Here is a 23,155-nt window from a genome sequence, read left to right as displayed (position 1 = left end):
TCGGCGGGACAGTGTTGTACATGAACACGAACCAGACGGAAGCACTGATCGGCATGGCCGTCGTCCTCTCAGCCCTGGTCCTCCTGGTCCTCCCGTCACTGATCGGCGCCGCGCACGACCGGCGCGTCGACCGGCAGATCAGGGAGGCCCAGGAGGCCGGGGAGCGACAGGAGAGGGAGCGGACTCAGAAGTCCTCGTCGAGGTCGACGGTGCCCTCGACCGCCACCTGGTACGCGGAGGGACGCCGCTCGAAGAAGTTGGTCAGCTCCTGAACCCCCTGGAGCTCCATGAAGGAGAAGGGGTTCTCGGAGCCGTACACGGGGGCGAAGCCGAGGCGTGTGAGGCGCTGATCGGCGACACACTCCAGGTACTGCCGCATCGAGTCGGTGTTCATGCCGGGGAGGCCGTCACCGCACAGGTCGCGCGCGAACTGCAGCTCGGCCTCGACGGCCTCCCCCAGCATGTCGGTGACCTGCTGCTCGAGCTCGCCGTCGAAAAGGTCCGGCTCCTCCTTGCGGACGGTGTCCACGACGTCGAAGGCGAAGGACATGTGCATCGTCTCGTCCCGGAACACCCAGTTGGTGCCCGTGGCCAGGCCGTGCAGCAGACCGCGGCTGCGGAACCAGTAGACGTAGGCGAAGGCGCCGTAGAAGAACAGCCCCTCGATGCACGCGGCGAAGCAGATCAGGTTGAGCAGGAAGCGCCGGCGGTCCGCCTTGGTCTCCAGCCGGTCGATCCGCTCGACCGAGTCCATCCACTTGAAGCAGAACCCGGCCTTCTCGCGGATGGAGGGGATGTTCTCCACCGCCGCGAACGCCGCAGTCCGGTCCTCCGGATCGGGCAGGTAGGTGTCCAGCAGCGTCAGATAGAACTGGACGTGCACCGCCTCCTCGAAGAGCTGCCTGCTCAGATACAGGCGCGCCTCGGGGGAGTTGATGTGCTTGTAGAGCGTCAGCACCAGGTTGTTCGCCACGATCGAGTCGCCCGTCGCGAAGAAGGCGACCAGACGGCCGATCAGGTGCTGCTCGCTCGGCGTGAGCTTGGCGAGGTCGGCGACGTCCGAGTGGAGGTCGACCTCCTCCACGGTCCAGGTGTTCTTGATGGCGTCGCGGTACCGCTCGTAGAAGTCGGGGTAGCGCATCGGGCGCAGAGTCAGCTCGAAGCCGGGATCGAGCAGGTTCTTGGATCGGGTCGGCATTACTGGCAGGCCTCGCAGGACTCGGGGTTTTCGAGGGAGCAGGCGACGGCGTCGAGGTCGGCGACCTGCTGGACGGGGATGGTCGGGCGCGCCTGGGCGGCGCGGGCGATGCGGGTCGCGGGACGCGAGCGCAGGTAGTACGTCGTCTTCAGGCCCTGCTTCCACGCGTACGCGTACATCGAGGAGAGCTTGCCGATGGTCGGCGTCTCCATGAAGAGGTTCAGGGACTGGGCCTGGTCGAGGAACGGGGTCCGGGCGGCGGCCATGTCGATCAGGCCGCGCTGCGGGATCTCCCACGCCGTGCGGTACAGCCCACGCACGTCCTCGGGGATCCAGGCGAAGTCCTGCACCGAGCCGTTGGAGTCGCGCAGGGCCTCACGGGTGCGGGCGTCCCAGACGCCCAGCTCCTTGAGGTCCTTCACCAGGTACGAGTTGACCTGGAGGAACTCGCCGGACAGCGTCTCGCGCTTGAAGAGGTTGGAGACCTGCGGCTCGATGCACTCGTACACGCCCGCGATGGAGGCGATGGTGGCGGTCGGCGCGACGGCCAGCAGCAGGGAGTTGCGCATGCCGACGGCGGCGATGCGCTCCCGCAGGGCCGCCCAGCGCTCCGGCCAGGTCGGCTCGACGCCGAAGTGGTCGGGGTGCAGCACGCCACGGGCGGTGCGGGTCTTCTCCCACGCGGGCAGCGGGCCGTTGCGCTCGGCGAGATCGGCGGAGGCCTCGTAGGCGGCGAGCATGATGCGCTCGGCGATCCGGGTGGAGAGGGTCTTGGCCTCCGGGGAGTCGAAGGGCAGGCGCAGCTGGAAGAAGACGTCCTGCAGACCCATGACACCGAGGCCGACGGGACGCCACTTGGCGTTGGAGCGGCCGGCCTGCTCGGTCGGGTAGAAGTTGATGTCGACGACCCGGTCGAGGAAGGTGACGGCGGTGCGGACGGTGGCGTCCAGCCGCTCCCAGTCCAGATCGCCGTTCGCCCGGTCGACGAAGGCGCCGAGGTTGACGGAGCCCAGGTTGCAGACCGCCGTCTCCCCGTCGTCCGTGACCTCCAGGATCTCCGTGCAGAGGTTGGAGGAGTGGATGACGTGACCCGGCTCGGCCGTCTGGTTGGCGGTGCGGTTGGCGGCGTCCTTGAAGGTCATCCAGCCGTTGCCGGTCTGCGCGAGGGTGCGCATCATGCGGCCGTACAGGTCCCGGGCGGGCATGGTCTTCTTCGCCAGGCCGGCGGCCTCGGCCCGGCGGTAGGCGGCGTCGAACTCCGCGCCCCACAGGTCCACCAGCTCCGGCACGTCCGACGGGGAGAACAGCGACCACTGCCCGTCGGCGTCGACCCGGCGCATGAACTCGTCGGGGACCCAGTGCGCGAGGTTGAGGTTGTGCGTGCGGCGGGCGTCCTCGCCGGTGTTGTCGCGCAGCTCCAGGAACTCCTCGATGTCGGAGTGCCAGGTCTCCAGGTAGACGGCGGCTGCGCCCTTGCGACGGCCGCCCTGGTTCACTGCGGCGACGGAGGCGTCGAGGGTCTTCAGGAACGGGACGATGCCGTTGGAGTGCCCGTTGGTGCCCCGGATGAGGGAGCCGCGGGAGCGGATGCGCGAGTACGACAGACCGATACCGCCGGCGTGCTTCGACAGACGGGCGACCTGGTGGTAGCGGTCGTAGAGGGAGTCCAGCTCGTCCTTCGGCGAGTCGAGGAGGTAGCAGGACGACATCTGCGGGTGCCGCGTACCGGAGTTGAAGAGCGTGGGGGAGGAGGGCAGGTAGTCGAGGCGGCTCATGAGCCCGTAGAGCGCGGCGACCTCGTCCACCGAGCGGGTCGTGGCGTCCTCGGCGAGACCGGCGGCGACACGGAGCATGAAGTGCTGGGGGGTCTCGACGACCTTGCGGGTGATCGGGTGCCGCAGGAGGTAGCGGCTGTGCAGGGTGCGCAGGCCGAAGTAGCCGAAGCGGTCGTCGGCGCCCTGGTCGACGAGGGCGTCGAGGCGTTCGGCGTGCAGCAGCACGAACTCGGCGGTGCGGTCGGCGACGAGCCCTTCCCGGTGCCCCACCGCGATGGACTCGGTGAAGGACGTGACGCCCTGGGACGCGGCCTCGGCACGGATGCCGATCGTCAGCAGCCGGGCGGCCAGCCTGGAGTAGGCGGGGTCCTCGGAGATCAGGCCTGCGGCCGCCTCCGTGGCCAACTCGCGCAGCTCCGCGACGATCTCGGCGTCCTTGCGGGCGGACCGGCCGCGCAGTGCGGCGGCGGCCACCCGTCCGGGGTCGGCGTCGGGGAGGTCGGCGGTCAGCTCGGTCAGGGTCCGCAGCAGCGCGGCACCGGGACCGTCGGTCACCACCGGGGGCGTGGACGGTGTCGCTGAAGCCGGATCGGCTGGCGCGATGGTCACGTGGGGCTCTCCCTCGCTCGGCACAGGGGCCTGGAGGAGGGCAGGGGGCAGCTCACGAGCGCACGCGGCGTCGCGTCCACCGGCCCATTCCACGAGGCCCGGACGTCAGGCGCCCGGGCCGGATCGGTCGGGCGCACTGTCGGCAGGTCCTCGGACTGACGCTTGTACGCACCCGTCGGGAGGACGGACACGCACAAGTACACCGTTGCGGGACAGTTCCGGATTCGCACCGGATTCCCCTGCGGCGACAGCGAGCATGAGCATACATCTTGTGCCGGACGGGGGTGTCACCCCCAGATGTTGTGTGGCGCTCGTTTCGGCTTGATCTTGCAAGGAGCCCCGGGTCGTCAGACCCGGGAGGTATTGCATCCGGAGCCGGGCGGCGTGGAGCGCCGCCGCATTGCTTCGGAATGTTCCCACGAGGGTGCCGCGCTCAGTCCGGGTGCTTCTGGTTCTCGATGTAGTCCTCGACCACGGCCAGCGGTGTACCTTCGCATGAGCTCGCGTAGTAGGACGGGGACCAGAAGTGTTCGCCCCGTAGGTACTTGTTGATGTGGGTGGGGAAGTCCTGGTGCAGGCGGCGGGCGGAGACGCCCTTGAGGCTGCCGACGAGCCGGGACAGGGCGATCCGGGGCGGGTAGCGCGCCAAGAGGTGCAGGTGGTCGGTCTCTCCGTTGAAGTCCCGCAGCTCTGCGCCGAAGTCCTCGCACACCTTCCGCATGACCTCTTCGCACCGGGTGAGGATGGTGTCGGTGAAGAGCTTCCGTCGGTATTTCGGCGTAAGACCAAGTGTGCATGGAGGGTGTGGACGACGCTCCTTCCCCTACGTATATCGGGGTTTGGCTCCTATCGAGGTGACATAGGCCAATATGATCGCTGGCGTGAAACTCGTGGTGCAGGTGAAACTCACGACGGATGCCGTGCAGGCACCGGCGGTTGAGCGGACCCTGCGCGGGGCGAACGAGGCCGCGAACTGGGTGTCGGCTCTCTCGTTCGACCACTTCGGCCTCAAGGGCTCGGTTCGTGAGCTGCGTAAGCTGTGCTACGGCGAGCTGAAGGCCCGCGGGTTCGGGGCGCAGGCCGCCCAGCATGTGATCAAGCGGGTTGCCGACTCGTACACGGCACTGCGGGCGAGCATCCGGGCCGGGGACCTGGGGCCGGAGGGATCCAGACGCCGACGCAGGGCCGAGTCCAAGCCGGTCGTCTTCCGCCCAGACGCGGCGCACACGTATGACGATCGCTGTCTGTCGTGGAACTACGACGCGCGGACTGTGAGCATCTGGACTCTGGACGGTCGTCTCAAGAGCATACGTTTCGCATGTTCCCCGGCCGCGCTCAAGCAGCTTGCCGAGTCTCGTAAGGGCGAAACGGATCTGACAGCGCGGGACGGGAAGCTGTTCCTGGTCGCCACGATCGACCTGCCCGAGCCGGAGGTGTTCGAGCCGAAGGGCTTCATCGGCGTGGACCGGGGCATCACCAACCTGGCCACCACGTCCGACGGGGACAACCACTCCGGGCGCCGCCTCGGACGGTACCGCAGGTGGCAGGCCCGTAAGAGGGCCGAACTCCAGGCCAGACAGACCCGCAGCGCGAAGCAGCTCCTCAGCAAGCGCGCCCGTCGCGAGGCGAGGCACGCCGCCCACATCAACCACACGATCTCCAAGACTGTTGTTGCTGTCGCCCAACGCACCGACCGCGGTATCGCCCTCGAAGAACTGGGCGGCATCCGCGAGCGGGTTACGGTTCCCCGCGACCAGCGAGCAGGCCAGTCCTCCTGGCCGTTCCACCAGCTCGGCGCGTTCATCGCCTACAAGGCCAAACGCGCCGACGTGCCGTTCATCGAGGTGGACCCGGCCTACACCTCGCAGCGCTGCCCGCGCTGCGGGCACACCGGGCGCGCCAACCGGCGCACCCGGGACCACTTCCACTGTCGTCGGTGCGGCCTCGCTGGGCCGGCCGACCACGTCGCCGGGGCCGACATCGCCACGCGAGGGGCCACGGCGTGGGTATTCGTCAACATGCCCGACCCGGCCCCCGCCTGAGCGGGGACCGGCAGATGTGACCCGTGACCGCCCTGCCGTAGGGGGCAGTCGGGAGCATGAACAAAGCCGTATCGAACCGAGTCAACAAGCTCGGTCGTTCACGGCCAATGCCGCGTAGTTAAGCCGTGAGGCCGAGTGTCAACTGTGCTGTTTCTGCTGGTGAGGACGTGGGGGCGAGCCATTGGGGGTGCAGTGTGTAGCGCCCTCGGCCGGTCTTGTTGAGGAAGCCCTGGGGGACCCACTGCCCCAGTTGCGCGCTGAGGCTGCGGACGTGGTCGATCTGGAGGGCGTCGGCGATCTCCCGGGGACTGAAGTCGCGGGCGGGGTTGGTTCGTAGGAGTCGGAGGACTTGTTCGCGGCGGCCCGATGCGGTGTCCGGGGCGGTTGCAGGGCCGGCGGTGTGCGCGGAGGGCGGGATGACAGTGATGTCCAGGCGCGCAATGTTCCTGCTGGGCAGGGGACGGGGTTCGTTCGGGGTGACGCCGTAGCGTGACATCGGGCATTTCACCTTGCGGGCGCTGATCCTGGGGCGCCGGGACGGCAGCAAGTTGTCCAGCACGGCCTGCATGATGCCGCCGTTGTCGGGGGCGGGGCCTGTGATGGCGGTCGCGGTGATGATCTGGTCGGTCGCGCTGTGCAGGGCGGCGGTGAAGCAGGCCCGGTCGGGGTCGGTGCCGGGGCGGGTCTCGACGGCGTCGCACATGGCCCGGCGAAGGACCTGGTAGACGGTGAGCAGGGCCCAGAGTTCTTGTTCCAGGCCGCAGCGGTCGGCGGAGCGCAGGACGCGTCCGGTGAACAGGGTGTGCCGCAGCGCCAGGAACGCCGACTCCACTTCCCAGCGTTCGTGGTAGAGGTGGGCGAGGCGGTCGGCGGGGTCGGTTCGGTGGTCGAGCAGTGTGGTCAGCAGCCGGTAGGTGTCGCCGATGCGCGTGCCGTCGGCGCAGGTGGCGGTGATGTCGACGTCAATGAAGCGGAAGGTCTGGCCATTGATCCGGGTCAGGAAGGATCCGTCGGGCAGGACGGCCCAGATGGCGGGGCGGCGGCGGGCGTTCATCCGCACCAGGAGCTGGGCGCCGGTGTCGGCGGCGCGGTTGAGGAAGTCGTCGCCGGTGAAGGCGCGGTCGGCCAGCAGCAGCATCGTGTCGTCCAGCAGAGGCAGCAGCTGGTCGGCGTAGTAGGGCTCACCGCGGTGGGTCGAGCCGAACACGGCGCCGATCAAGGCACGCGTTCCGGTCTCGCACAGCGCCATCAGCCGCAGGTGGGGGTAGCCCTCGAAGACTCCGCTCCGCCCGCGGCGGTGTTTGCCCAGAAGTGCACGGATGCGGGGCCGGTCCGGGGCCAGCAGGGAGCTGCAGCCGTCGAAGGCGACGGTGCGCCAGCGCCGATAGCACGTCCCCGGGGTCGTGGGCCGCGCCACCGGGCCGGCCACCACGTCGAACAGCGCCTTCAGCGGCGCCACCCCGATCCTGCGCCGGAGATCACGCAGGGCCTTTTCCGACGGCCTGACCAGACGCAAGGCGCCGAGCCCGGACACAAGCCGGTCCCAGACGCGCTCATAGCCGAGACCTGGGAAAATCCCCAGGGCCAGGACGAAGTACACCCCCACACGCGAGGGCAGCAGGCGCAGGCGATGCTGCATCGTTCGCGTCTGGGCGAGGACATCATCGACGAGTTCGAACGGCAGATACTGCGTCAACTCACCAAGGTGACCGGGGGCAAAGACACCCCCCGCCACGGTGATGGTGCGCGTGAAGCTCGTGATGGCAGACTGCTGGGACAACGGGACCTCTTCGCTGAGCAGGAAGACCTTGGACGGCTTCCCTGCAATAGCAGGGGTCCCGTTTCCCATGCTGTTCAGCGTGGCACCGCGGCCGGTGATCAAGTTGACGCACGACCTCGCGTCCTAACTACGCGGCATTGCGTTCACGGCCGGGTAGTTGACAGCGTCAACTCGTAGGTGAGGAGAGTGATGTCGTCGAGGTGGGGGAAGGGATTCCAGTCCCGCTCGGGCGTGCGAACGAAGCCCAGGCGTTCGTAGATGCGGTGGGCGGCGTGCATCACGTGCTGGGTGGACAGCACGATCCGGTCGCAGCCCTGCGCGGCGCGGGCGCGGTCGACGCACGCGCGGACCAGGGACTCGCCGGCGCCGAGCCCGCGCGCCGCCTGGGCGACGGCGAGCATCCGTATCTCTGCCTCCCCGGGCCGGGAGATGTCGGCCATGGCGCCGCCGGCCGGTACGAAGGTGACCCCGCCCAGCACCTTCCCGTCCGCCACGGCCACCAGCACCTCGGCGGCGGCCGCCCGCTTGGCGACGTCCCTGAGCTCCCCGAGGTAGGCGTCGCTCTCGCCGAAGTCGAGGAGGCCGTCCTGGAGATAGGCATCGGCGGTGATCTCGCCGAGGACGTCGTACTCGCCGGGGGCGGCCTGCCGGATCAGGATGTCCATGGACCGAGTCTGCCCGACGGGTACGACGACGGGCCGCCGCATTTGTGCTGTCGGCGGCCCGTCGCGGGTCGTACGTGTCAGGAGGTGCCTCAGGGGCGGAACCGCACGGGGCCGTGGCCCCGCCCCCGGGAGGTCTCCCGTGTGTCGGTCAGTGGCTCGTCCCCGCGGTCGCGGGCGGCAGTTCCGCCTCGACCCCCGGGTCGCCCGCGTCCGCCGTGTAGTCCCCCGGCACGGTCTCGTCGGTGCCCTCGGGGGCCTTGACCGCCTTCAGGACGAAGGTCAGCACCACCGTGACGACGACGTTGAGCACGAACGCCGTCATGCCGATGTAGCCGATCTCGCCGATGCCGGGGATCTCCTTGGCCGAGCCGCCGAAGTGCTTCTGGGTGGGCGAGGCGACGCCGTAGGCCGCGACCGTGCCGTAGATCATGCCGACGGCCCAGCCCGCGATCAGCGCCCAGCGGTGGAACCAGCGGGTGAACAGACCGCCGACCAGGGCCGGGAAGGTCTGCAGGATCCAGATTCCGCCGAGCAGCTGGAAGTTGATCGCCACCGTCTTGTCCATGGTGAGGACGAAGACCAGGGCGCCGACCTTCACCAGCAGCGACACGATCTTGGAGACCCGGGTCTCCTCGGCGGGCGTGGCGTCGGGCTTGATGAAGTCCTTGTAGATGTTGCGCGTGAACAGGTTCGCGGCCGCAATGGACATGATGGCCGCCGGGACCAGCGCGCCGATGGCGATCGCCGCGAAGGCCACGCCGGCGAACCAGTCGGGGAACATGTTCTCGAACAGCTGCGGAATCGCCAGCTGCCCGTTCTGGACCTTCACGCCGGCCGCGATCGCCATGAAGCCGAGCAGCGCCAGCAGGCCCAGCATCAGCGAGTACAGCGGCAGGATCGCCGTGTTGCGCCGGATCACCTCGCGTTTGCGCGAGGAAAGCGTCGCCGTGATCGAGTGCGGGTACATGAACAGGGCGAGCGCCGAGCCCAGGGCGAGCGTCGCGTAGGTCCACTGCCCCGCCTCGGGCGGTGCGAGGGCGCCGCGTGGCTTGCCGGTCGCCGGGTTGACCTGGCTGAACGCCTGGCCCGCCTTCGCGAAGATGTCGTCGAAGCCGCCCAGCTTGATCGGGATGTAGATGATCGCCACCGCGATGACGATGTAGATCAGCGTGTCCTTCACGAATGCGATCAGCGCGGGCGCTCGCAGACCCGACGAGTACGTGTACGCCGCCAGGACGCCGAAGGCGATGAGCAGTGGCAGGTCCTTCACGAACCAGTTCGTGTTCTCGCCGCCGCCGACACCCATCACGTCCAGCACGGCCTGTATGCCGACCAGCTGGAGCGCGATGTAGGGCATCGTCGCCAGGATGCCGGTGACCGCCACGGCCAGCGACAGGCCCTTGGACCCGAAGCGGCCGCGTACGAAGTCCGAGGTCGTCACATATCCGTGCCGGTGTGACACCGACCACAGCCGGGGCAGGAACGTGAAGATCAGCGGATAGACGATGATCGTGTAGGGCACCGCGAAGAAGCCCGCCGCGCCCGCCGCGTAGATCGCCGCCGGCACCGCCACGAAGGTGTACGCGGTGTACAGGTCGCCGCCGAGCAGGAACCAGGTGATCCAGGTGCCGAACGAGCGGCCGCCGAGGCCCCACTCGTCGAGGCTGTGCTCGTTCTCGGCCTTGCGCCACCGCGCCGCAAGGAAGCCCATGACGGTGACCGCCAGGAAGAAGAAGATGCAGACGCCGAGCGCGACGCCGTTCACGCCGTCCTTCATTCCGCCGCACCTCCCTTGTGGTCGGCACGGGCGCGCTGGTCACGCTGCCACAGCTTGTAGGCGATCATCGTGAGCGCCGTGGAGATCAGCACCCAGAGCATCTGGTACCAGTAGAAGAACGGGATACCGATGAAGGTGGGGTCGATCTTCGCGTAGGAGCCGACCCAGAGCATGGCCACGAAGGGTGCGACGAGGCAGAGGGCGATGACGACGCGCATGGGCGTCACCACCGGTGCTCTGCTCGTATTTGGCTGATTCGACATCGAGCGGTTCCGTCCCCTCACTGATCACCGATGTAACGCGCAGGCAATGTAGGTGACGTGTAAGGAAAGCGGAAGCCCCCGTCCGTATATCGGTTTCCAACAGCAATGGAAACTCCGCGGCGAGGGCGTGCCGATCTTCGTGAAAAGGGACCAGCAGGTCAGGGTCGGGGCGCGCGTGCACGGGCGTCCGGGCACGCCGGAGCGCGCCCCGGGATGGACCCGGGAGTGGCCCGCTGCGGCGACCGATCGCGGTCCGGTGCGGCTCAGAGCGGCCGAGGAGCGGACCCGTCACTCTCCGTAACGGGCCGAGGATGGCTCATTCCTGCGGTCGCTTGAGCCTGGCCACGAACTTGTACCGGTCGCCCCGGTACACGGACCGCACCCACTCCACCGGCTTGCCCTCCCGGTCCAGGGAGTGCCGGGAGAGCATCAGCATCGGCAGGCCCACGTCCGTGCCGAGCAGGCCGGCCTCGCGCGGGGTGGCCAGCGACGTCTCGATGGTCTCCTCGGCCTCGGCGAGATGGACGTCGTACACCTCCGCGAGCGCCGTGTAGAGGGAGGTGTACTTCACCAGCGACCGCCGCAGCGCCGGGAAGCGCTTGGCGGACAGATGCGTCGTCTCGATCGCCATCGGCTCACCGCTCGCCAGCCGCAGCCGCTCGATGCGCAGCACCCGGCCGCCGGCGGAGATGTCGAGCAGTCCGGCGAGCGTGTCGTCGGCGGTGATGTACCCGATGTCCAGCAGCTGGGAGGTCGGTTCCAGGCCCTGGGCGCGCATGTCCTCGGTGTACGAGGTGAGTTGGAGCGCCTGGGAGACCTTGGGCTTGGCGACGAACGTGCCCTTGCCCTGGATGCGCTCGAGCCGCCCCTCGACGACCAGTTCCTGCAGGGCCTGACGCACCGTCGTCCGTGAGGTGTCGAACTCCGCGGCCAGCGTGCGCTCCGGCGGCACCGGAGTGCCCGGCGGCAGTGTCTCCGTCATGTCGAGCAAATGCTTCTTCAGACGGTAGTACTTGGGCACGCGCGCGGTGCGGACGGTCGGACCGCCCTCGCTCTCCGCACTGCTGACGTCGGTGCTCATGCTCTGCCTTCCCGGCTCCGGATGCCGAAGCGACCGACACGCCGTCGGCCTCGGCTCACATCGTGGCACGGTGCCATGGGGGGACGTCCCGCATGCTCCGTGATCCCCGTCAAGCGGCCGGGGATCCCCTCTGTATACCTTCGGCGCTCCCGCTGGTCTAGTCCACCAGGCCTGAAGTGGTCCAGTCGGGCACACCGGAAGTGGTCCACCCGATTTCGCAGGGTTGCTACTTATTTTCGCTGGGACCCTACTTAAAGGTTCTTGCATATGTAGGTCGCATAACGGAGGCCCTGAGCGCGGTAAACACCCTTGACACTCCTATTGGTCTGGGCCAAGCTTCCCGCACTGGTCTACACCATTGGTCCAGTTCCCGGCCCCACGGGCGGTACTCGTCGTCAGTCGCCGCGGGGACAAGGGGGGTTGGTGGCATCCCTGAGGAGGATGGCGTGAAGCGCAAGCTGATAGCGGCGATCGGAATCGCGGGCATGATGGTCTCCATCGCGGCGTGCGGGGACAGTGACAACAAGTCCGGGGGGTCGGACAAGGGAACGGACGCCAAGCAACTCACCGTCTGGCTGACGGTCGACGCGCAGAACAACTGGCCCGCGCTGGTGAAGGCCGCCGACGACGCCGTGGCGAAGAAGCACCCCGGCCTCAAGATCAAGCACGAGTACTACGGCTGGCCGGACAAGAACACGAAGCTCGACGCGGTCCTCGCCACCGACAAGGCGCCCGACGTGGTCGAGATGGGCAACACCGAGATGCTCGGCTACATGGTCAAGGGCGCCTTCGCCCCCGTCGACCCGTCCACGTTCGACAACTCCGGGCAGTGGCTGGACGGCCTCAAGGCCTCGGTGACGTACGAGGACAAGACGTACGGCGTCCCCTACTACGCCGGCGGCCGTGTCGCCAACTGGCGTAAGGACGTCGCCGCTTCCGTCGGTATCAAGACACCGCCGAAGACGTACCAGGAGCTGACCGCCGACCTGGACAAGATCCAGAAGAAGGAGGGTGCCAAGTTCAACGCCTGGTACCAGCCGACGCGTGACTGGTACGCGGCGATGTCCTTCGTCTACGACGCGGGCGGCTCGATCGCCAAGGAGGAGGGCGGCCAGTGGAAGGCCAACCTCTCCTCGCCGGAGTCCCTCAAGGGGCTGAACGACTTCAAGTCGATCGTCGACAAGTACATGCACGGGGACAAGACCAAGGACGAGTCGGACCGTTACATCGTCTACGGCCAGGGCAAGTCCGCCATGATCTTCGGCGCCGCGTGGGAGGGCGCGACCGCGGCCGACCCGAAGAACGACAAGACCGGCAAGCTCAAGGACAACCTCGAGAACTTCGTGATGCCCGGCCCGTCCGGCAAGAACATCCCGGTGTTCCTCGGTGGTTCGGACCTCGCGATCCCGGTGAAGTCCAAGGCGCAGGGGTTGGCCGCCGAGTGGATCAACGCGTTCACCGGCTCCGAGGGCCAGAAGGGCCTGATGGCCAAGGGCAACCTGCCCAACAACAAGACCGACCTCGCCACGCTGAAGAACGACCCGGCGACGGCGGTTCCGGCCACGGCGGCCGAGTCCAACTGGTTCGTCCCGATGGCACCGGGCTGGGGCCAGGTCGAGAAGGCGCAGATCCTGCAGACCATGCTGCAGAACATCGGCACCGGCAAGAAGTCGGTCGAAGCCGCCGCGAAGGACGCGGACGCCGCGATCGACAAGGTCATCAACACCAAGTGACCTGAGCGCAGGGCCCCGTGACCCCGGGGGGATCCGGGGCGGGGCCCTGCCTCCCGTACGGCCGCGCGGGCGTTGATCCCGTGCGCCGTACGGGGTTCCGCCTTCGTACGACCGTGCGGGGCTTCGCCCTTGTACGACCTGAGGGACTCCTGAGGAGCGCGCGATGAGTGCCGCAGACACGACCACCCCCGCCAAGGTGCCGCCTCCGCGGCCGGCGCCACAACGGGCCCTCCCGGACGGGCCACGCAGAGGCCGCACGGCGAACGGGGCCCCGGTCCCATGGCTGCTGCTCGCGCCCTGCCTGCTGATCCTCGTCCTGGTCATGGGCTATCCGCTGGTCCGCCTGGTCACCCTGTCCTTCCAGAAGTTCGGGCAGTCGCAGCTCTGGGGGTTCCAGCCGGCCGAGTCGGTCGGGTTCGACAACTTCACGACGGTGCTGGGGGACGGCGAGTTCTGGGCCGTCGTGCTGCGCACGATCGTCTTCGCCGCCGGCTGCGTGATCTTCACCATGGTCGTCGGCATGCTGATCGCACTGCTGCTCCAGCGGGTCTCCGGCTGGCTGAAAACACTGATCAACATCGTGCTGGTGGCCAGCTGGGGCATGCCGGTCATCGTGGCCACCACCGTCTTCAAGTGGCTCTTCGACTCCGACTACGGCATCCTCAACGCGCTGCTCAGCAAGCTGCCCGGAGTGGAGCTGATCGGGCACAACTGGTTCGCGAGCGGACCCCAAGGCCTCGCGGTGATCATGCTTCTCGTGGTGTGGGGTGCGGTGCCGTTCGTCGTCATCACGCTCTCCGCCGGGCTGACCCAGGTGCCCCAGGAGCTGGAGGAAGCGGCCCGCCTGGACGGTGCGAACGGGTGGGGCGTCTTCCGGCACGTCACCCTGCCGATCCTCAAGCCGATCATCGTGATGCTCACGACCCTCTCGGTGATCTGGGACATGGGCGTCTTCCCGCAGGTCTTCGTGATGCGCAACGGCCATCCGGAGCAGGAGTTCCAGTTGCTCCAGACCTATTCCTACGACCGCGCGTTCGTCGTCAACGACTACGCGCAGGGTTCGGCGATCGCCCTGCTGACAGTGCTGCTGCTGCTCGGTGTGGTCGCCGTGTACATGCGTCAGATGCTGAAGATCGGAGAGGTCGAATGAGCGCCATCGCCACCGGGGGGCGCCGCCGCGGAACGTCCCGGCTCGGCTGGAACCTTCTCGGCCTGCTCGTCTTCGTCACGGTGGGCTTCCCCGTCTACTGGATGGTCGACACGGCCTTCAAGCCGGCCAAGGACGCCATCGATCCCGACCCGAGCCTGCTGCCGACGGGCCTCACCCAGGACAACTTCCACCGCGCGCTGGACATCGCCGACTTCTGGGGACCGGTCGGGCGCAGCCTGATCGTGTCGCTGTCGGTCGTCGCCATCGGCATCGTCGTCGGCCTGCTGGCCGCGCTCGCCATCTCCCGCTTCGCCTTCCGCGGCCGGAAGATCGTGATCGTGGGCATTCTGGCGGTCCAGATGGTCCCCGCGGTCTCCATGATCATCCCGGTCTTCCTGCTCCTCAACGACCTCGGTCAGTACGACAGGTTGACCGGTCTGATCATCACCTATCTCACGTTCATCCTCCCGTTCACGGTGTGGACGCTGCGCGGGTTCGTGGTCAACATCCCGCGCGAACTGGAGGAGGCCGCGATGGTCGACGGCTGCTCGCGCACCGGCGCGTTCCTGAGGGTGGTCTTCCCCCTGCTCGCCCCGGGTCTGGTCGCCACCTCGGTCTACGGCTTCATCCAGGCCTGGAACGAGTATCTGTACGCCCTGATGCTGATGAGCCAGGAGAACCAGACAGCGACCGTCTGGCTCGGCAACTTCACCACCAAGCACGGCACCGAGTACGCCCCGATGATGGCGGGCTCCACGATGATGGCGGTGCCGATCGTCATTCTCTTCCTCCTCGTCCAGCGCAAGATGGCCGCGGGCCTCACCGCGGGCGCCGTGAAGGGATAACCCCGACCCGATGACGACATTCGCCAGCGGCACCGACACCCTCACGCGCGACGCGCTGACGGTCCTCCAGCCCGGCTTCACCGGCACCACCGCCCCCGACTGGCTGCTGCGGCGCCTCGGTGAGGGCCTGGCGTCGGTGGGGCTGTTCGGCCGCAACATCGCCTCGCGGGAGCAGCTCGCCGCTCTGACCGCCCAGTTGCGCACCGAACGCGACGACGTGCTCGTCGCCGTCGACGAGGAGGGTGGCGACGTCACCCGCCTGGAGGTGAGAGCGGGATCCTCCTTCCCCGGCAACCACGCCCTGGGCGCGGTGGACGACGTGGACCTGACCCGCCGGGTGGCACACGAACTCGGGCGCCGGCTCGCCGAGTGCGGGGTGAACCTCGACTGGGCCCCGTCGGCCGACGTGAACTCCAACCCGGCGAACCCGGTCATCGGGGTGCGCTCCTTCGGCGCGGACACGGAGCTGGTGGCCAGGCACACCGCCGCCTACGTCACCGGCCTGCAGGCGGCCGGTGTGGCGGCCTGCACCAAGCACTTCCCCGGCCACGGCGACACCGCGGTCGACTCCCATCACGCGCTGCCGCGTATCGACGCGGGTCCCTCGGTGCTCCAGGAGCGCGAACTCGCGCCGTTCCGCGCGGCCATCGCCGCCGGCACGCGGGCCGTGATGAGCGCGCACATCCTGGTCCCGGCGCTGGACCCGGACCGCCCGGCCACGCTGTCCCGACGTGTCCTGACCGAACTGCTGCGCGGCGAACTCGGCTACGAGGGCCTGATCGTCACCGACGGTATGGAGATGCAGGCCATCGCCGCGACCTACGGCATCGAGCGCGGCAGCGTCCTCGCCATCGCTGCCGGGGCGGACGCCATCTGCGTCGGCGGTGGCCTCGCGGACGACGAGACGGTACGCCGTCTGCGGGACGCGCTGGTCACGGCCGTGCGCGAGGGCGAGCTGGCCGAGGAACGGCTCGCCGAGGCGGCCGAACGGGTCCGGGACCTGGCGCGGTGGACCGCATCGGCGTCGGCCGCGGACGCCTCGGCGGGGGCGGCCGGCGACGACGGCATCGGCCTGGTCGCGGCCCGGCGCGCACTCAGGGTCACCGGCGCGGAGGCCTTCGCCCCGCTCGACGAGCCGCCCTTCGTCGCCGCTCTCACCCCGGTCGCGAACATCGCGGTGGGCACGGAGACACCGTGGGGGGTGGCGGCGGAACTGTCCCGGCTGCTCCCGGGCACGGAGACGGGCAGCTTCGCGGGGGAGGAAGCCGGGCGGGCCGCGCTGGAGGCCGCAGGGGCGCGGCGGATCGTGGCCGTGGTCCGGGACGAGCACCGGCACCCGTGGATGGCCGGTGCCCTCGACACGCTGCTCGCGCAGCGCCCCGGGACGATCGTGGTCGAGATGGGCGTTCCCCAGGCCGCGCCACGCGGCGCCCTGCACATCGCCACCTACGGCGCAGCGCGGGTGTGCGGCCGGGCGGCGGCGGAGGTCATCGCGGGGGTCTAGAGGCTGTCGTTCGGATCAGGCCGGCTGGGGGGAGACCGCGCCTTTCGACCGACGCCGACACGATCCGAAGGACAGGCCGTAGCCGGAACGGCGCAGGCGCCGGCCGTCCCCGAGGGGTGGCCGGCGCCTGCGTGTAATCCCTGTGCGGCCCTAGATGCCCTGCCACTGGGGCTTGTTGGCGTAGGTGTGCCGGAAGTAGCCGGCGAGCTTCAGCTTGGAGGCGGCCGCCTCGTCCACGACGACCGTGGCGTGGCGGTGGAGCTGGAGCGCGGAGGCCGGGCAGATCGCCGCGACCGGGCCCTCGACCGTGGCGGCGACCGCGTCGGCCTTGCCCTCTCCGGTGGCGAGGAGCACGAGGTGCCGGGCCTCCAGGATGGTGCCGATGCCCTGGGTGATGACGTGGTGCGGCACCTGGTCGATGTCGCCGTCGAAGAAGCGTGCGTTGTCGATCCGGGTCTGTTCGGTCAGCGTCTTGATCCGCGTGCGCGACGCGAGCGAGGAGCACGGTTCGTTGAACCCGATGTGACCGTCGGTCCCGATGCCGAGCAGCTGCACGTCCACGCCGCCGGCCGTGGCCAGCGCGCGGTCGTACGCCTCGCAGGCCGCCTGCACGTCCTCGGCGGTGCCGTCCGGTCCCATGAACGCGTCCATGCCGATCCCGAGCGGCTCCAGCACCTCGCGTCGCAGTACCGAGCGGTACGACTCGGGGTGCTCGGCCGGCAGGCCCACATATTCGTCGAGCTGGGCGATCCGGGCCCGCGATGTGTCCACGCCGCCGGTGGCCACCTTGGCGGCCAGCGCCTCGTAGACGGGCAGCGGGGTGGAGCCGGTCGCCACCCCGAGCAGGGCGTCGGGCTTGCGCCGGAGCAGCTGCGCCATGGCCTCGGCGATGAGCTCGCCACCCGCCTTGGCGTCCGGGACGATGACAACTTCCACGCTGGGCCTGCCGATCTTCAGAGGGCTCGCCGGGAACCGAAGGAGCAAATGTGGTATAGACCAATCTAGCAGACGCCCGCTCCGGGGAGCGGCCCGCGCCGGCGGGGTTCCCGTGCCCGTCATGTCCGGTTCGCCCCCCGGATGCGCGGGACGCGGGGCGGGGGAGTGGAATGGAGTCGGCCGGCGCCCCCGCCGTACCGGTGAACCACCCGAGGAGGCCCCATGACCGCTCCCGCCGTGAACCCGCGCAGCGACGATCCGCCCGGTCGGATCATGGCCCGGGAGATGGCCGAGCAGCCCGCCGTGCTGCGCCGGATCCTGGACGCGGGCGCACCGCGCATCCAGGAGGTGGCACGCGAGATCGCCGCGCGCGGGCCCCGGTTCGTGCTGCTCACCGCCCGCGGCACCTCCGACAACGCCGCGCTCTACGCCAAGTACCTGCTGGAGATCCGCCTCGGCCTGCCCTGCGGTCTCACCTCGATGTCGACGACCACCGCGTACGGCGCCCGCCCCGATCTCACCGATGTCCTCGTCGTCACCGTCAGCCAGTCCGGTGGCTCCCCGGACCTGGTCGCCTCGACGAAGGCCGCCCGTGAGGCCGGCGCCCTCACGCTCGCGGTGACCAACAACCCCGACTCACCGCTGGCCGCCGTGTCCGAGTACCACATCGACATCATGGCCGGACCGGAGAAGGCCCTCCCGGCGACCAAGACCTACACCGCCTCCCTGCTCGCCCTGTACCTCTTCGTCGAGGGACTGCGCGGCGGTGACGGGGCCGCCGCGAAGGCCCTGCCCGACCTCGCCGAGCAACTGCTCGCACGGCAGAACGAGATCCGCGCCCTCGCCTCCCGCTACCGCTTCGCCGAGCGCATGGTCATCACCTCGCGCGGCTACGGCTATCCGACCGCCAAGGAAGCCGCTCTGAAGCTGATGGAGACCAGCTACATCCCCGCCCTGTCCTACTCCGGCGCCGACCTGCTGCACGGTCCGCTCGCCATGGTCGACAACGTCTCGCCGGTCATCGCCGTGGTGACGGACGGCAAGGGCGGCGCCGCACTCAGGCCGGTGCTCGACCGGCTGCGCGGCCGCGGTGCCGACCTCGTCGTCATCGGGCCCGCCGGTGCGGTCGAGCGGGCCTCGGCGGGCTTCGTCCTGCCGACCGGTGGAGTGGCCGAGGAGATCCAGCCGATCCTGGAGATCATTCCGCTCCAGCTCCTGGCGTACGAGGTCACCATCGCGCGCGGCCAGGACCCGGACGCCCCGCGCGCCCTGGCCAAGGTGACGCAGACGCACTGAGGCGACGCGAGGGGCGGGCGGACGCCGTCGGGGCCCCGGCCTCGAGGAGTCGCCGGGCCGCGGTCTCCGGGGGCCGCGGCCCGGCCGTGGTGGGCGGCACGATGCCGTGCCCAGGTCCCCGTAGCGAGGGTTCTTTTTTCTAGCACCCGCTATAAAATCCACGTTCATGGGGAAGAGCCGGGAGAAGGAACTGCGGTCCGGGCCCGCTCCCGCCGCCGGTCAGGGGCGCTCCGTCGGGCGGCCGCGCGGCCGCCCCCGCTCCTTCGACCGGGAAACCGCGCTCGAGAAGGCCGTGCTCGCGTTCTGGGAGCGCGGTTACGAGGCCACCTCCGTGGCCGACCTCACGCAGGTCATGGGGATCGGCGCACCGAGTCTGTACGCCGCGTTCGGCGACAAGCGTTCGCTGTTCGAGGAGGCGGTCGGCGTCTACTGCGACCGGTACGGCTCCTTCGGCGAACGCGCCCTCGCCGAGGAGCCGACGGTCCGCGGGGCTTTCCGGCGCATCCTCGGCGAGGCGGCCGATCTCTACACGGCCGCCGGGCACCCGCACGGCTGCCTCGTCATCCACGCCGCCACCAACTGCACGACCCCCGAGGTCGAGGAACTGCTCCGGGTGCGGCGGAACGAGGAGGTCGCCGCCTTCGAGAGCCGGGTGAGGGCCGGTGTCGCCGCCGGTGAGCTGGACTCCGGCACCGATGCCCGCGCACTCGCCCGGTACGCCCGCGCGATCATCCAGGGCATGTCCCAGCAGGCGCGTGACGGCGCGAGCCGGGGGGAACTGGAAGCACTCGCCGACATGGCCATGGCGAACTGGCCCCGGGTACGGGCCGAAGACGGCTACTCTGCCGGTGAGTCGTCGGGGGATGTCCGATAAAGAGACAACAACAAACATCCGCCAACTCATGGACACACGCCCTCCGACACAGCACCATGGTCCCTGGACGTGGTCTAGTCCACCAGGTCCAGACACGGTGAGTCCCTCGTCGCGCGGGCGAGCGGACGAGACACACAGACCTCCGTCTTCCCCGCACAGGAAGGCGGACCGAGGATCCGGGCTCTCTGCCCTGACTGCTCCGGCTCCTCGACCTTCGGCCGACCGGGACCGCACACCCCACGGCCGTTGCTGCTCCGGGCTGCGGTGCCGGGAGGGTTGAGGGTCCCTCCCAGGCGCCGCGGCCCGCGGGTGTTTCCGGGGCGTCCTCGGACCTCTGCCCGCCGACCGTCCGTTCGGCCGGTTTCGATCGCCGCCCGGCGCCCCAGGTACCCTCGCTCACGTGCCCTCCATGAACGAGCTGGTCCGCCAGCACACCGCCCTCAGCGCCTCCGATCTGGAGTGGCTGCACCTGCTGGTGTCGGAGTGGCAGCTGCTTTCCGATCTCTCCTTCGCCGATCTGGTCCTGTGGGTGCCCACCCGCGACGGCACGCGGTACGTCTCGGTCGCCCAGATGCGCCCCAACACGGGCCCCACCTCGTACCAGGACGACATGGTCGGCCATCTCGTCCCGCGCGGCCGCCGCCCCATGCTGGACGCAGCCCTGGACGAGGGCCGGATCGTGCGCGAGGGGGATCCCGAGTGGCGCGAGGAGGTCCCGGTCCGGGTCGAGTCCATCCCCGTGCGGCGCGAGGGCCGGGTCCTCGGCGTCATCGCGCGCAACACCAATCTGCTGACCGTGCGGACCCCGAGCCGCCTGGAGCTCACCTACCTCCAGAGCGCCTCAGACCTCGCCCAGATGATCGCGGCGGGCTCCTTCCCCTTCCCGGACCAGCAGGTCGACATGGACGCCTCACCCCGTGTCGGCGACGGGCTGATCAGGCTGGACGCCGACGGAATCGTCCAGTACGCATCCCCGAACGCGCTGTCGGCCTACCACCGCATGGGCCTCGCGTCGGATCTCGTCGGCCATCACCTCGGGAAGACCACCGCGGAACTCGCCCCGACCCGGGGTCCCGTGGACGAGGCGCTCGTCAAGGTGGCCAGCGGCTGGGCGCCGCGTGAGTTCGAGATCGAGGCGCGCGACGGGGTGATCCAGTTCCGCGCTATCCCGCTCAAGCCCAAGGGCACGCGTATAGGTTCGCTGGTCCTGCTCCGGGACGTCACCGAACTGCGGCGCCGCGAACGCGAGTTGATGACCAAGGACGCGACCATCCGGGAGATCCACCACCGGGTGAAGAACAACCTCCAGACGGTTGCCGCCCTGCTCCGTCTCCAGGCCCGCCGCATCGAGTCCGCGCGTGGGCGCGAGGCGCTCGAGGAGGCCGTCAGGCGGGTGGGCTCCATCGCGATCGTGCATGAGACGTTGTCCCAGAACCTGGACGAGCGGGTGGAGTTCGACGAGATCGCCGACCGGGTGCTCGCGATGGTCGCCGAGATCTCGCCCGGCTCGGTGGCCGGCCGGCGCAGCGGACGCTTCGGGATCCTGGACGCGGAGGTCGCGACCCCGCTCTCCATGGTGCTGACCGAGGTCCTGCAGAACGCCCTCGAACACGGCTTCCGCCCGGGCGACACCGGCACCGTCGAGGTCTCGGCGGTCCGTGGTGGCACGACGAAGGAGGCCCGTCTGCTGGTCACCGTCCAGGACGACGGGGTCGGCCTGCCCGAGGGCTTCGACCCGCACACGGCGGGCAACCTCGGCCTGCAGATCGTACGGACGCTGGTGGAAGGCGAGTTGGGCGGCACCTTCGACATGGTCCCGGCCCCGGAGCGCGGTACCCGGGTGATCCTGGACATCCCGGTCCGCTCGCAGAAGTGAGGGCGGCGCGGCTGAACCGCACCGGACAGCAATGAGCCCCGGACCACAAGTGGCCCGGGGCTAAAGCTCAGTTGTCAGCTATTTGCTGCGCATCGTGGGTACTGCGCGCTGCGGCTCGGGGGCGGGAGATGCGTACTCGCTGTACGCGCCGCCAAGCCCAGGCTCGTACGGGGCGGGTGCGTCAGGCGGAGGCCTGACGAGCCCGGTTGCGGGCGGCGCGGCGCTTCATGGCGCGGCGCTCGTCCTCGCTGAGACCACCCCAGACGCCGGAGTCCTGACCGGACTCGAGCGCCCACTGCAGACACTGCTCCATAACCGGGCAGCGACGGCAGACGGCCTTGGCTTCCTCGATCTGCAGCAGCGCAGGACCGGTGTTGCCGATGGGGAAGAAGAGCTCGGGGTCTTCCTCGCGGCAAACGGCGTTGTGACGCCAGTCCATGGCTGCTACCTCTCCGTGGTATTACGTGCAGATTGCTTGTGAATGTGAACGCTTTCACGAATCCCTCAACAAGTGAAGGGCCGACCGTCAGACTCACTGACGTGGTCCTGTGGATTGAGGAGGGGTTCGGGCTCTCTGTGGGGCCGATGAAGCGGGCCGTCCCGAGCGCCACGTAGAGACTCGCAAACCTCAGCGGCGGATACAACCCCTTCCGGAAAGTTTTTTTTGATTCCTTGGTGTCGACTCGGTCACAGCCGTACTTCCAAGGGGTGGACCCTGGCCTAAACGTTCGAGTGAAAGGACTTTAGCCCCTTCTGCTCACACAATCACACGCAGTGCACGGCGTACGCCTGTGAACGTCACGCTCGTACGCAGTCCTAGGTGGTCGCCGTCCATCTGAAGGGGCAGGGGGACCTTCGAATGCAAGGTGAAGTCACTCAGGTCGTGCAGTGAGACCACATGCTTGCCGCGGGGCCCCTGTTCGGGGGACGAAGTGAGCAACTGGGTCGCATATCGGGCAACCGACACCGTGGACACACGGCTGAGGCCGAGCACGTCGAGCCCGGTATCGAACGAGGCCTTAGGTGACGCGTACACCGGACGATTGCCGAGAAACGTCCAGGGCGCCGTGTTGCAGATTATGGACAGGACGAGATCGGTGACCGGCTCCTCCCCGTCCCGCTCCAGAGTGATCGTTCCGTGCCTGCGGTTCGGTTCGTCCAGAAACTGACGCACCATCTGGCGTAGATACAGCGCATGGGTCGAGCGCTTGCCCCGCTCCCGCTGCTGCTCGACCCGGCCGACCACGCCCGCGTCGAAGCCGAGGCCGGCGTTGAAGGTGAACCAGCGGGAGGGCACCGCCTCGTCCGGAGTGCCCGGCGTGCCGGCGGCGAGGCCGAGGCCGACCGTGCGCTCACGCTTCTCGCGCAGGGCGTCGAGGATGGCGCCGGTGGCCTCCACCGCGTCGTTGGGCAGGCCCAGGGCGCGGGCGAAGACATTGGTCGAGCCGCCGGGGACCACGGCGAGGAGCGGAAGCCGGTCGGGGTCGGGCCCGTGGTGCAGCAGTCCGTTCACGACCTCGTTGACCGTGCCGTCGCCGCCGAGCGCGACCACCAGCTCGATGTCCTCGCTCTCCGCGGCCAGGCGGCCGAGGTCGCGTCCGTGTCCGCGGTACTCCGTGGTGACCGCCTCGAGCTTCATCTCACTCGCGAGCGCGTGGATCAGAACGTCACGAGTGCGCGCACTTGTGGTGGTAGCTGCCGGATTGACCACGAGAAGTGCACGCATGGATTGCAGGGTACCTACTGGGCGG

The 23,155-nt window shown here is 69.1% G+C and carries 19 protein-coding genes, 1 pseudogene and 1 riboswitch; of the genes and pseudogenes, 9 read left to right on the top strand and 11 right to left on the bottom strand.

Annotation, left to right across the window (positions count from 1 at the left end):
• The first annotated feature begins 20 nt into the window (after positions 1-20).
• Entirely contained in the window at positions 21-272 is a 252-nt protein-coding gene (locus RCR19_RS13095; RefSeq protein WP_331265310.1) for a hypothetical protein, read from the top strand.
• On the opposite strand, the gene RCR19_RS13090 is transcribed toward RCR19_RS13095, so the two are convergent.
• The 3 genes and pseudogenes from RCR19_RS13090 to tnpA form a co-directional block, all read right to left on the bottom strand.
• The gene (locus tag RCR19_RS13090) at positions 185-1,198 is read right to left on the bottom strand and encodes a ribonucleotide-diphosphate reductase subunit beta (protein ID WP_331265309.1); all 1,014 of its coding nucleotides are present in this window, start codon (positions 1,196-1,198) and stop codon (positions 185-187) included. The genes RCR19_RS13095 and RCR19_RS13090 overlap by 88 nt on opposite strands.
• Entirely contained in the window at positions 1,198-3,582 is a 2,385-nt protein-coding gene (locus RCR19_RS13085; protein WP_331265308.1) for a ribonucleoside-diphosphate reductase subunit alpha, read from the bottom strand. The genes RCR19_RS13090 and RCR19_RS13085 overlap by 1 nt, the downstream gene beginning before the upstream one ends.
• A gap of 145 nt (positions 3,583-3,727) precedes the next feature.
• A riboswitch (cobalamin riboswitch) is annotated at positions 3,728-3,821 on the bottom strand.
• Between the two features lie 194 nt (positions 3,822-4,015).
• A pseudogene (tnpA, locus tag RCR19_RS13080) lies at positions 4,016-4,413 on the bottom strand (IS200/IS605 family transposase).
• Positions 4,414-4,463: 50 nt separating this feature from the next.
• On the opposite strand from tnpA, the gene RCR19_RS13075 reads away from it, so the two are divergent.
• A complete protein-coding gene (locus RCR19_RS13075) occupies positions 4,464-5,624 on the top strand; it encodes a transposase (RefSeq protein WP_331265307.1) in 1,161 nt (386 codons plus the stop codon).
• Between the two features lie 118 nt (positions 5,625-5,742).
• Here RCR19_RS13075 and RCR19_RS13070 read toward each other — a convergent pair whose 3' ends face one another.
• From RCR19_RS13070 to RCR19_RS13050, 5 genes are all read right to left on the bottom strand, one after another.
• Complete coding sequence (locus RCR19_RS13070; protein ID WP_331265306.1) at positions 5,743-7,473, bottom strand: IS4 family transposase; 1,731 nt, start codon at positions 7,471-7,473, stop codon at positions 5,743-5,745.
• 74 nt (positions 7,474-7,547) lie between these two features.
• Positions 7,548-8,069: a GNAT family N-acetyltransferase gene (locus RCR19_RS13065; protein WP_331265305.1), complete on the bottom strand. Its 522-nt coding sequence runs from the start codon at positions 8,067-8,069 to the stop codon at positions 7,548-7,550.
• A gap of 148 nt (positions 8,070-8,217) precedes the next feature.
• On the bottom strand, positions 8,218-9,846 hold the full coding sequence (locus tag RCR19_RS13060) for a sodium:solute symporter family protein (protein WP_331265304.1): 1,629 nt from the start codon (positions 9,844-9,846) through the stop codon (positions 8,218-8,220).
• Entirely contained in the window at positions 9,843-10,109 is a 267-nt protein-coding gene (locus tag RCR19_RS13055) for a DUF3311 domain-containing protein (protein ID WP_181923155.1), read from the bottom strand. The genes RCR19_RS13060 and RCR19_RS13055 overlap by 4 nt, the downstream gene beginning before the upstream one ends.
• Positions 10,110-10,425: 316 nt before the next feature.
• On the bottom strand, positions 10,426-11,190 hold the full coding sequence (locus tag RCR19_RS13050; RefSeq protein ID WP_059128813.1) for a GntR family transcriptional regulator: 765 nt from the start codon (positions 11,188-11,190) through the stop codon (positions 10,426-10,428).
• A gap of 446 nt (positions 11,191-11,636) precedes the next feature.
• Between RCR19_RS13050 and RCR19_RS13045 the strand changes: the two genes are divergently transcribed.
• The 4 genes from RCR19_RS13045 (at position 11,637) to RCR19_RS13030 (ending at position 16,422) form a co-directional block, all read left to right on the top strand.
• The gene (locus RCR19_RS13045; protein ID WP_331265303.1) at positions 11,637-12,923 is read left to right on the top strand and encodes an extracellular solute-binding protein; all 1,287 of its coding nucleotides are present in this window, start codon (positions 11,637-11,639) and stop codon (positions 12,921-12,923) included.
• Positions 12,924-13,086: 163 nt separating this feature from the next.
• A complete protein-coding gene (locus tag RCR19_RS13040; protein WP_331265302.1) occupies positions 13,087-14,073 on the top strand; it encodes a sugar ABC transporter permease in 987 nt (328 codons plus the stop codon).
• Positions 14,070-14,918 carry a carbohydrate ABC transporter permease gene (locus tag RCR19_RS13035; protein ID WP_331265301.1) on the top strand — a complete coding sequence of 283 codons (849 nt, stop codon included), beginning with the start codon at positions 14,070-14,072 and terminating at the stop codon, positions 14,916-14,918. Before RCR19_RS13040 ends, RCR19_RS13035 begins: the two co-directional genes overlap by 4 nt.
• 10 nt (positions 14,919-14,928) lie before the next feature.
• A complete protein-coding gene (locus RCR19_RS13030) occupies positions 14,929-16,422 on the top strand; it encodes a glycoside hydrolase family 3 protein (RefSeq protein ID WP_331265300.1) in 1,494 nt (497 codons plus the stop codon).
• 150 nt (positions 16,423-16,572) lie between these two features.
• Here the strand turns inward: RCR19_RS13030 and nagB are convergent, their stop codons facing one another.
• Complete coding sequence (nagB, locus tag RCR19_RS13025; protein ID WP_059128906.1) at positions 16,573-17,358, bottom strand: glucosamine-6-phosphate deaminase; 786 nt, start codon at positions 17,356-17,358, stop codon at positions 16,573-16,575.
• Between the two features lie 222 nt (positions 17,359-17,580).
• Here nagB and RCR19_RS13020 point away from each other — a divergent pair, with 222 nt between their 5' ends.
• From RCR19_RS13020 to RCR19_RS13010, 3 genes are all read left to right on the top strand, one after another.
• Complete coding sequence (locus RCR19_RS13020; RefSeq protein WP_331265299.1) at positions 17,581-18,654, top strand: SIS domain-containing protein; 1,074 nt, start codon at positions 17,581-17,583, stop codon at positions 18,652-18,654.
• A gap of 166 nt (positions 18,655-18,820) precedes the next feature.
• Positions 18,821-19,528: a TetR/AcrR family transcriptional regulator gene (locus tag RCR19_RS13015; protein WP_331265298.1), complete on the top strand. Its 708-nt coding sequence runs from the start codon at positions 18,821-18,823 to the stop codon at positions 19,526-19,528.
• Positions 19,529-19,928: 400 nt separating this feature from the next.
• The gene (locus RCR19_RS13010) at positions 19,929-21,404 is read left to right on the top strand and encodes a PAS domain-containing sensor histidine kinase (RefSeq protein ID WP_331265297.1); all 1,476 of its coding nucleotides are present in this window, start codon (positions 19,929-19,931) and stop codon (positions 21,402-21,404) included.
• A 181-nt stretch (positions 21,405-21,585) separates the two neighbouring features.
• On the opposite strand, the gene RCR19_RS13005 is transcribed toward RCR19_RS13010, so the two are convergent.
• On the bottom strand, positions 21,586-21,843 hold the full coding sequence (locus RCR19_RS13005) for a WhiB family transcriptional regulator (RefSeq protein ID WP_016639615.1): 258 nt from the start codon (positions 21,841-21,843) through the stop codon (positions 21,586-21,588).
• Positions 21,844-22,161: 318 nt separating this feature from the next.
• Positions 22,162-23,130: a diacylglycerol kinase family protein gene (locus tag RCR19_RS13000; protein ID WP_331265296.1), complete on the bottom strand. Its 969-nt coding sequence runs from the start codon at positions 23,128-23,130 to the stop codon at positions 22,162-22,164.
• Positions 23,131-23,155 lie beyond the last annotated feature (25 nt).

The organism is Streptomyces sp. WAC07094, from assembly GCF_036320405.1.
Lineage (GTDB): Bacteria > Actinomycetota > Actinomycetes > Streptomycetales > Streptomycetaceae > Streptomyces > Streptomyces lannensis.
Note: the sequence above shows the minus strand (reverse complement) of the source record. Positions and strands in the feature narration are given on the sequence as shown.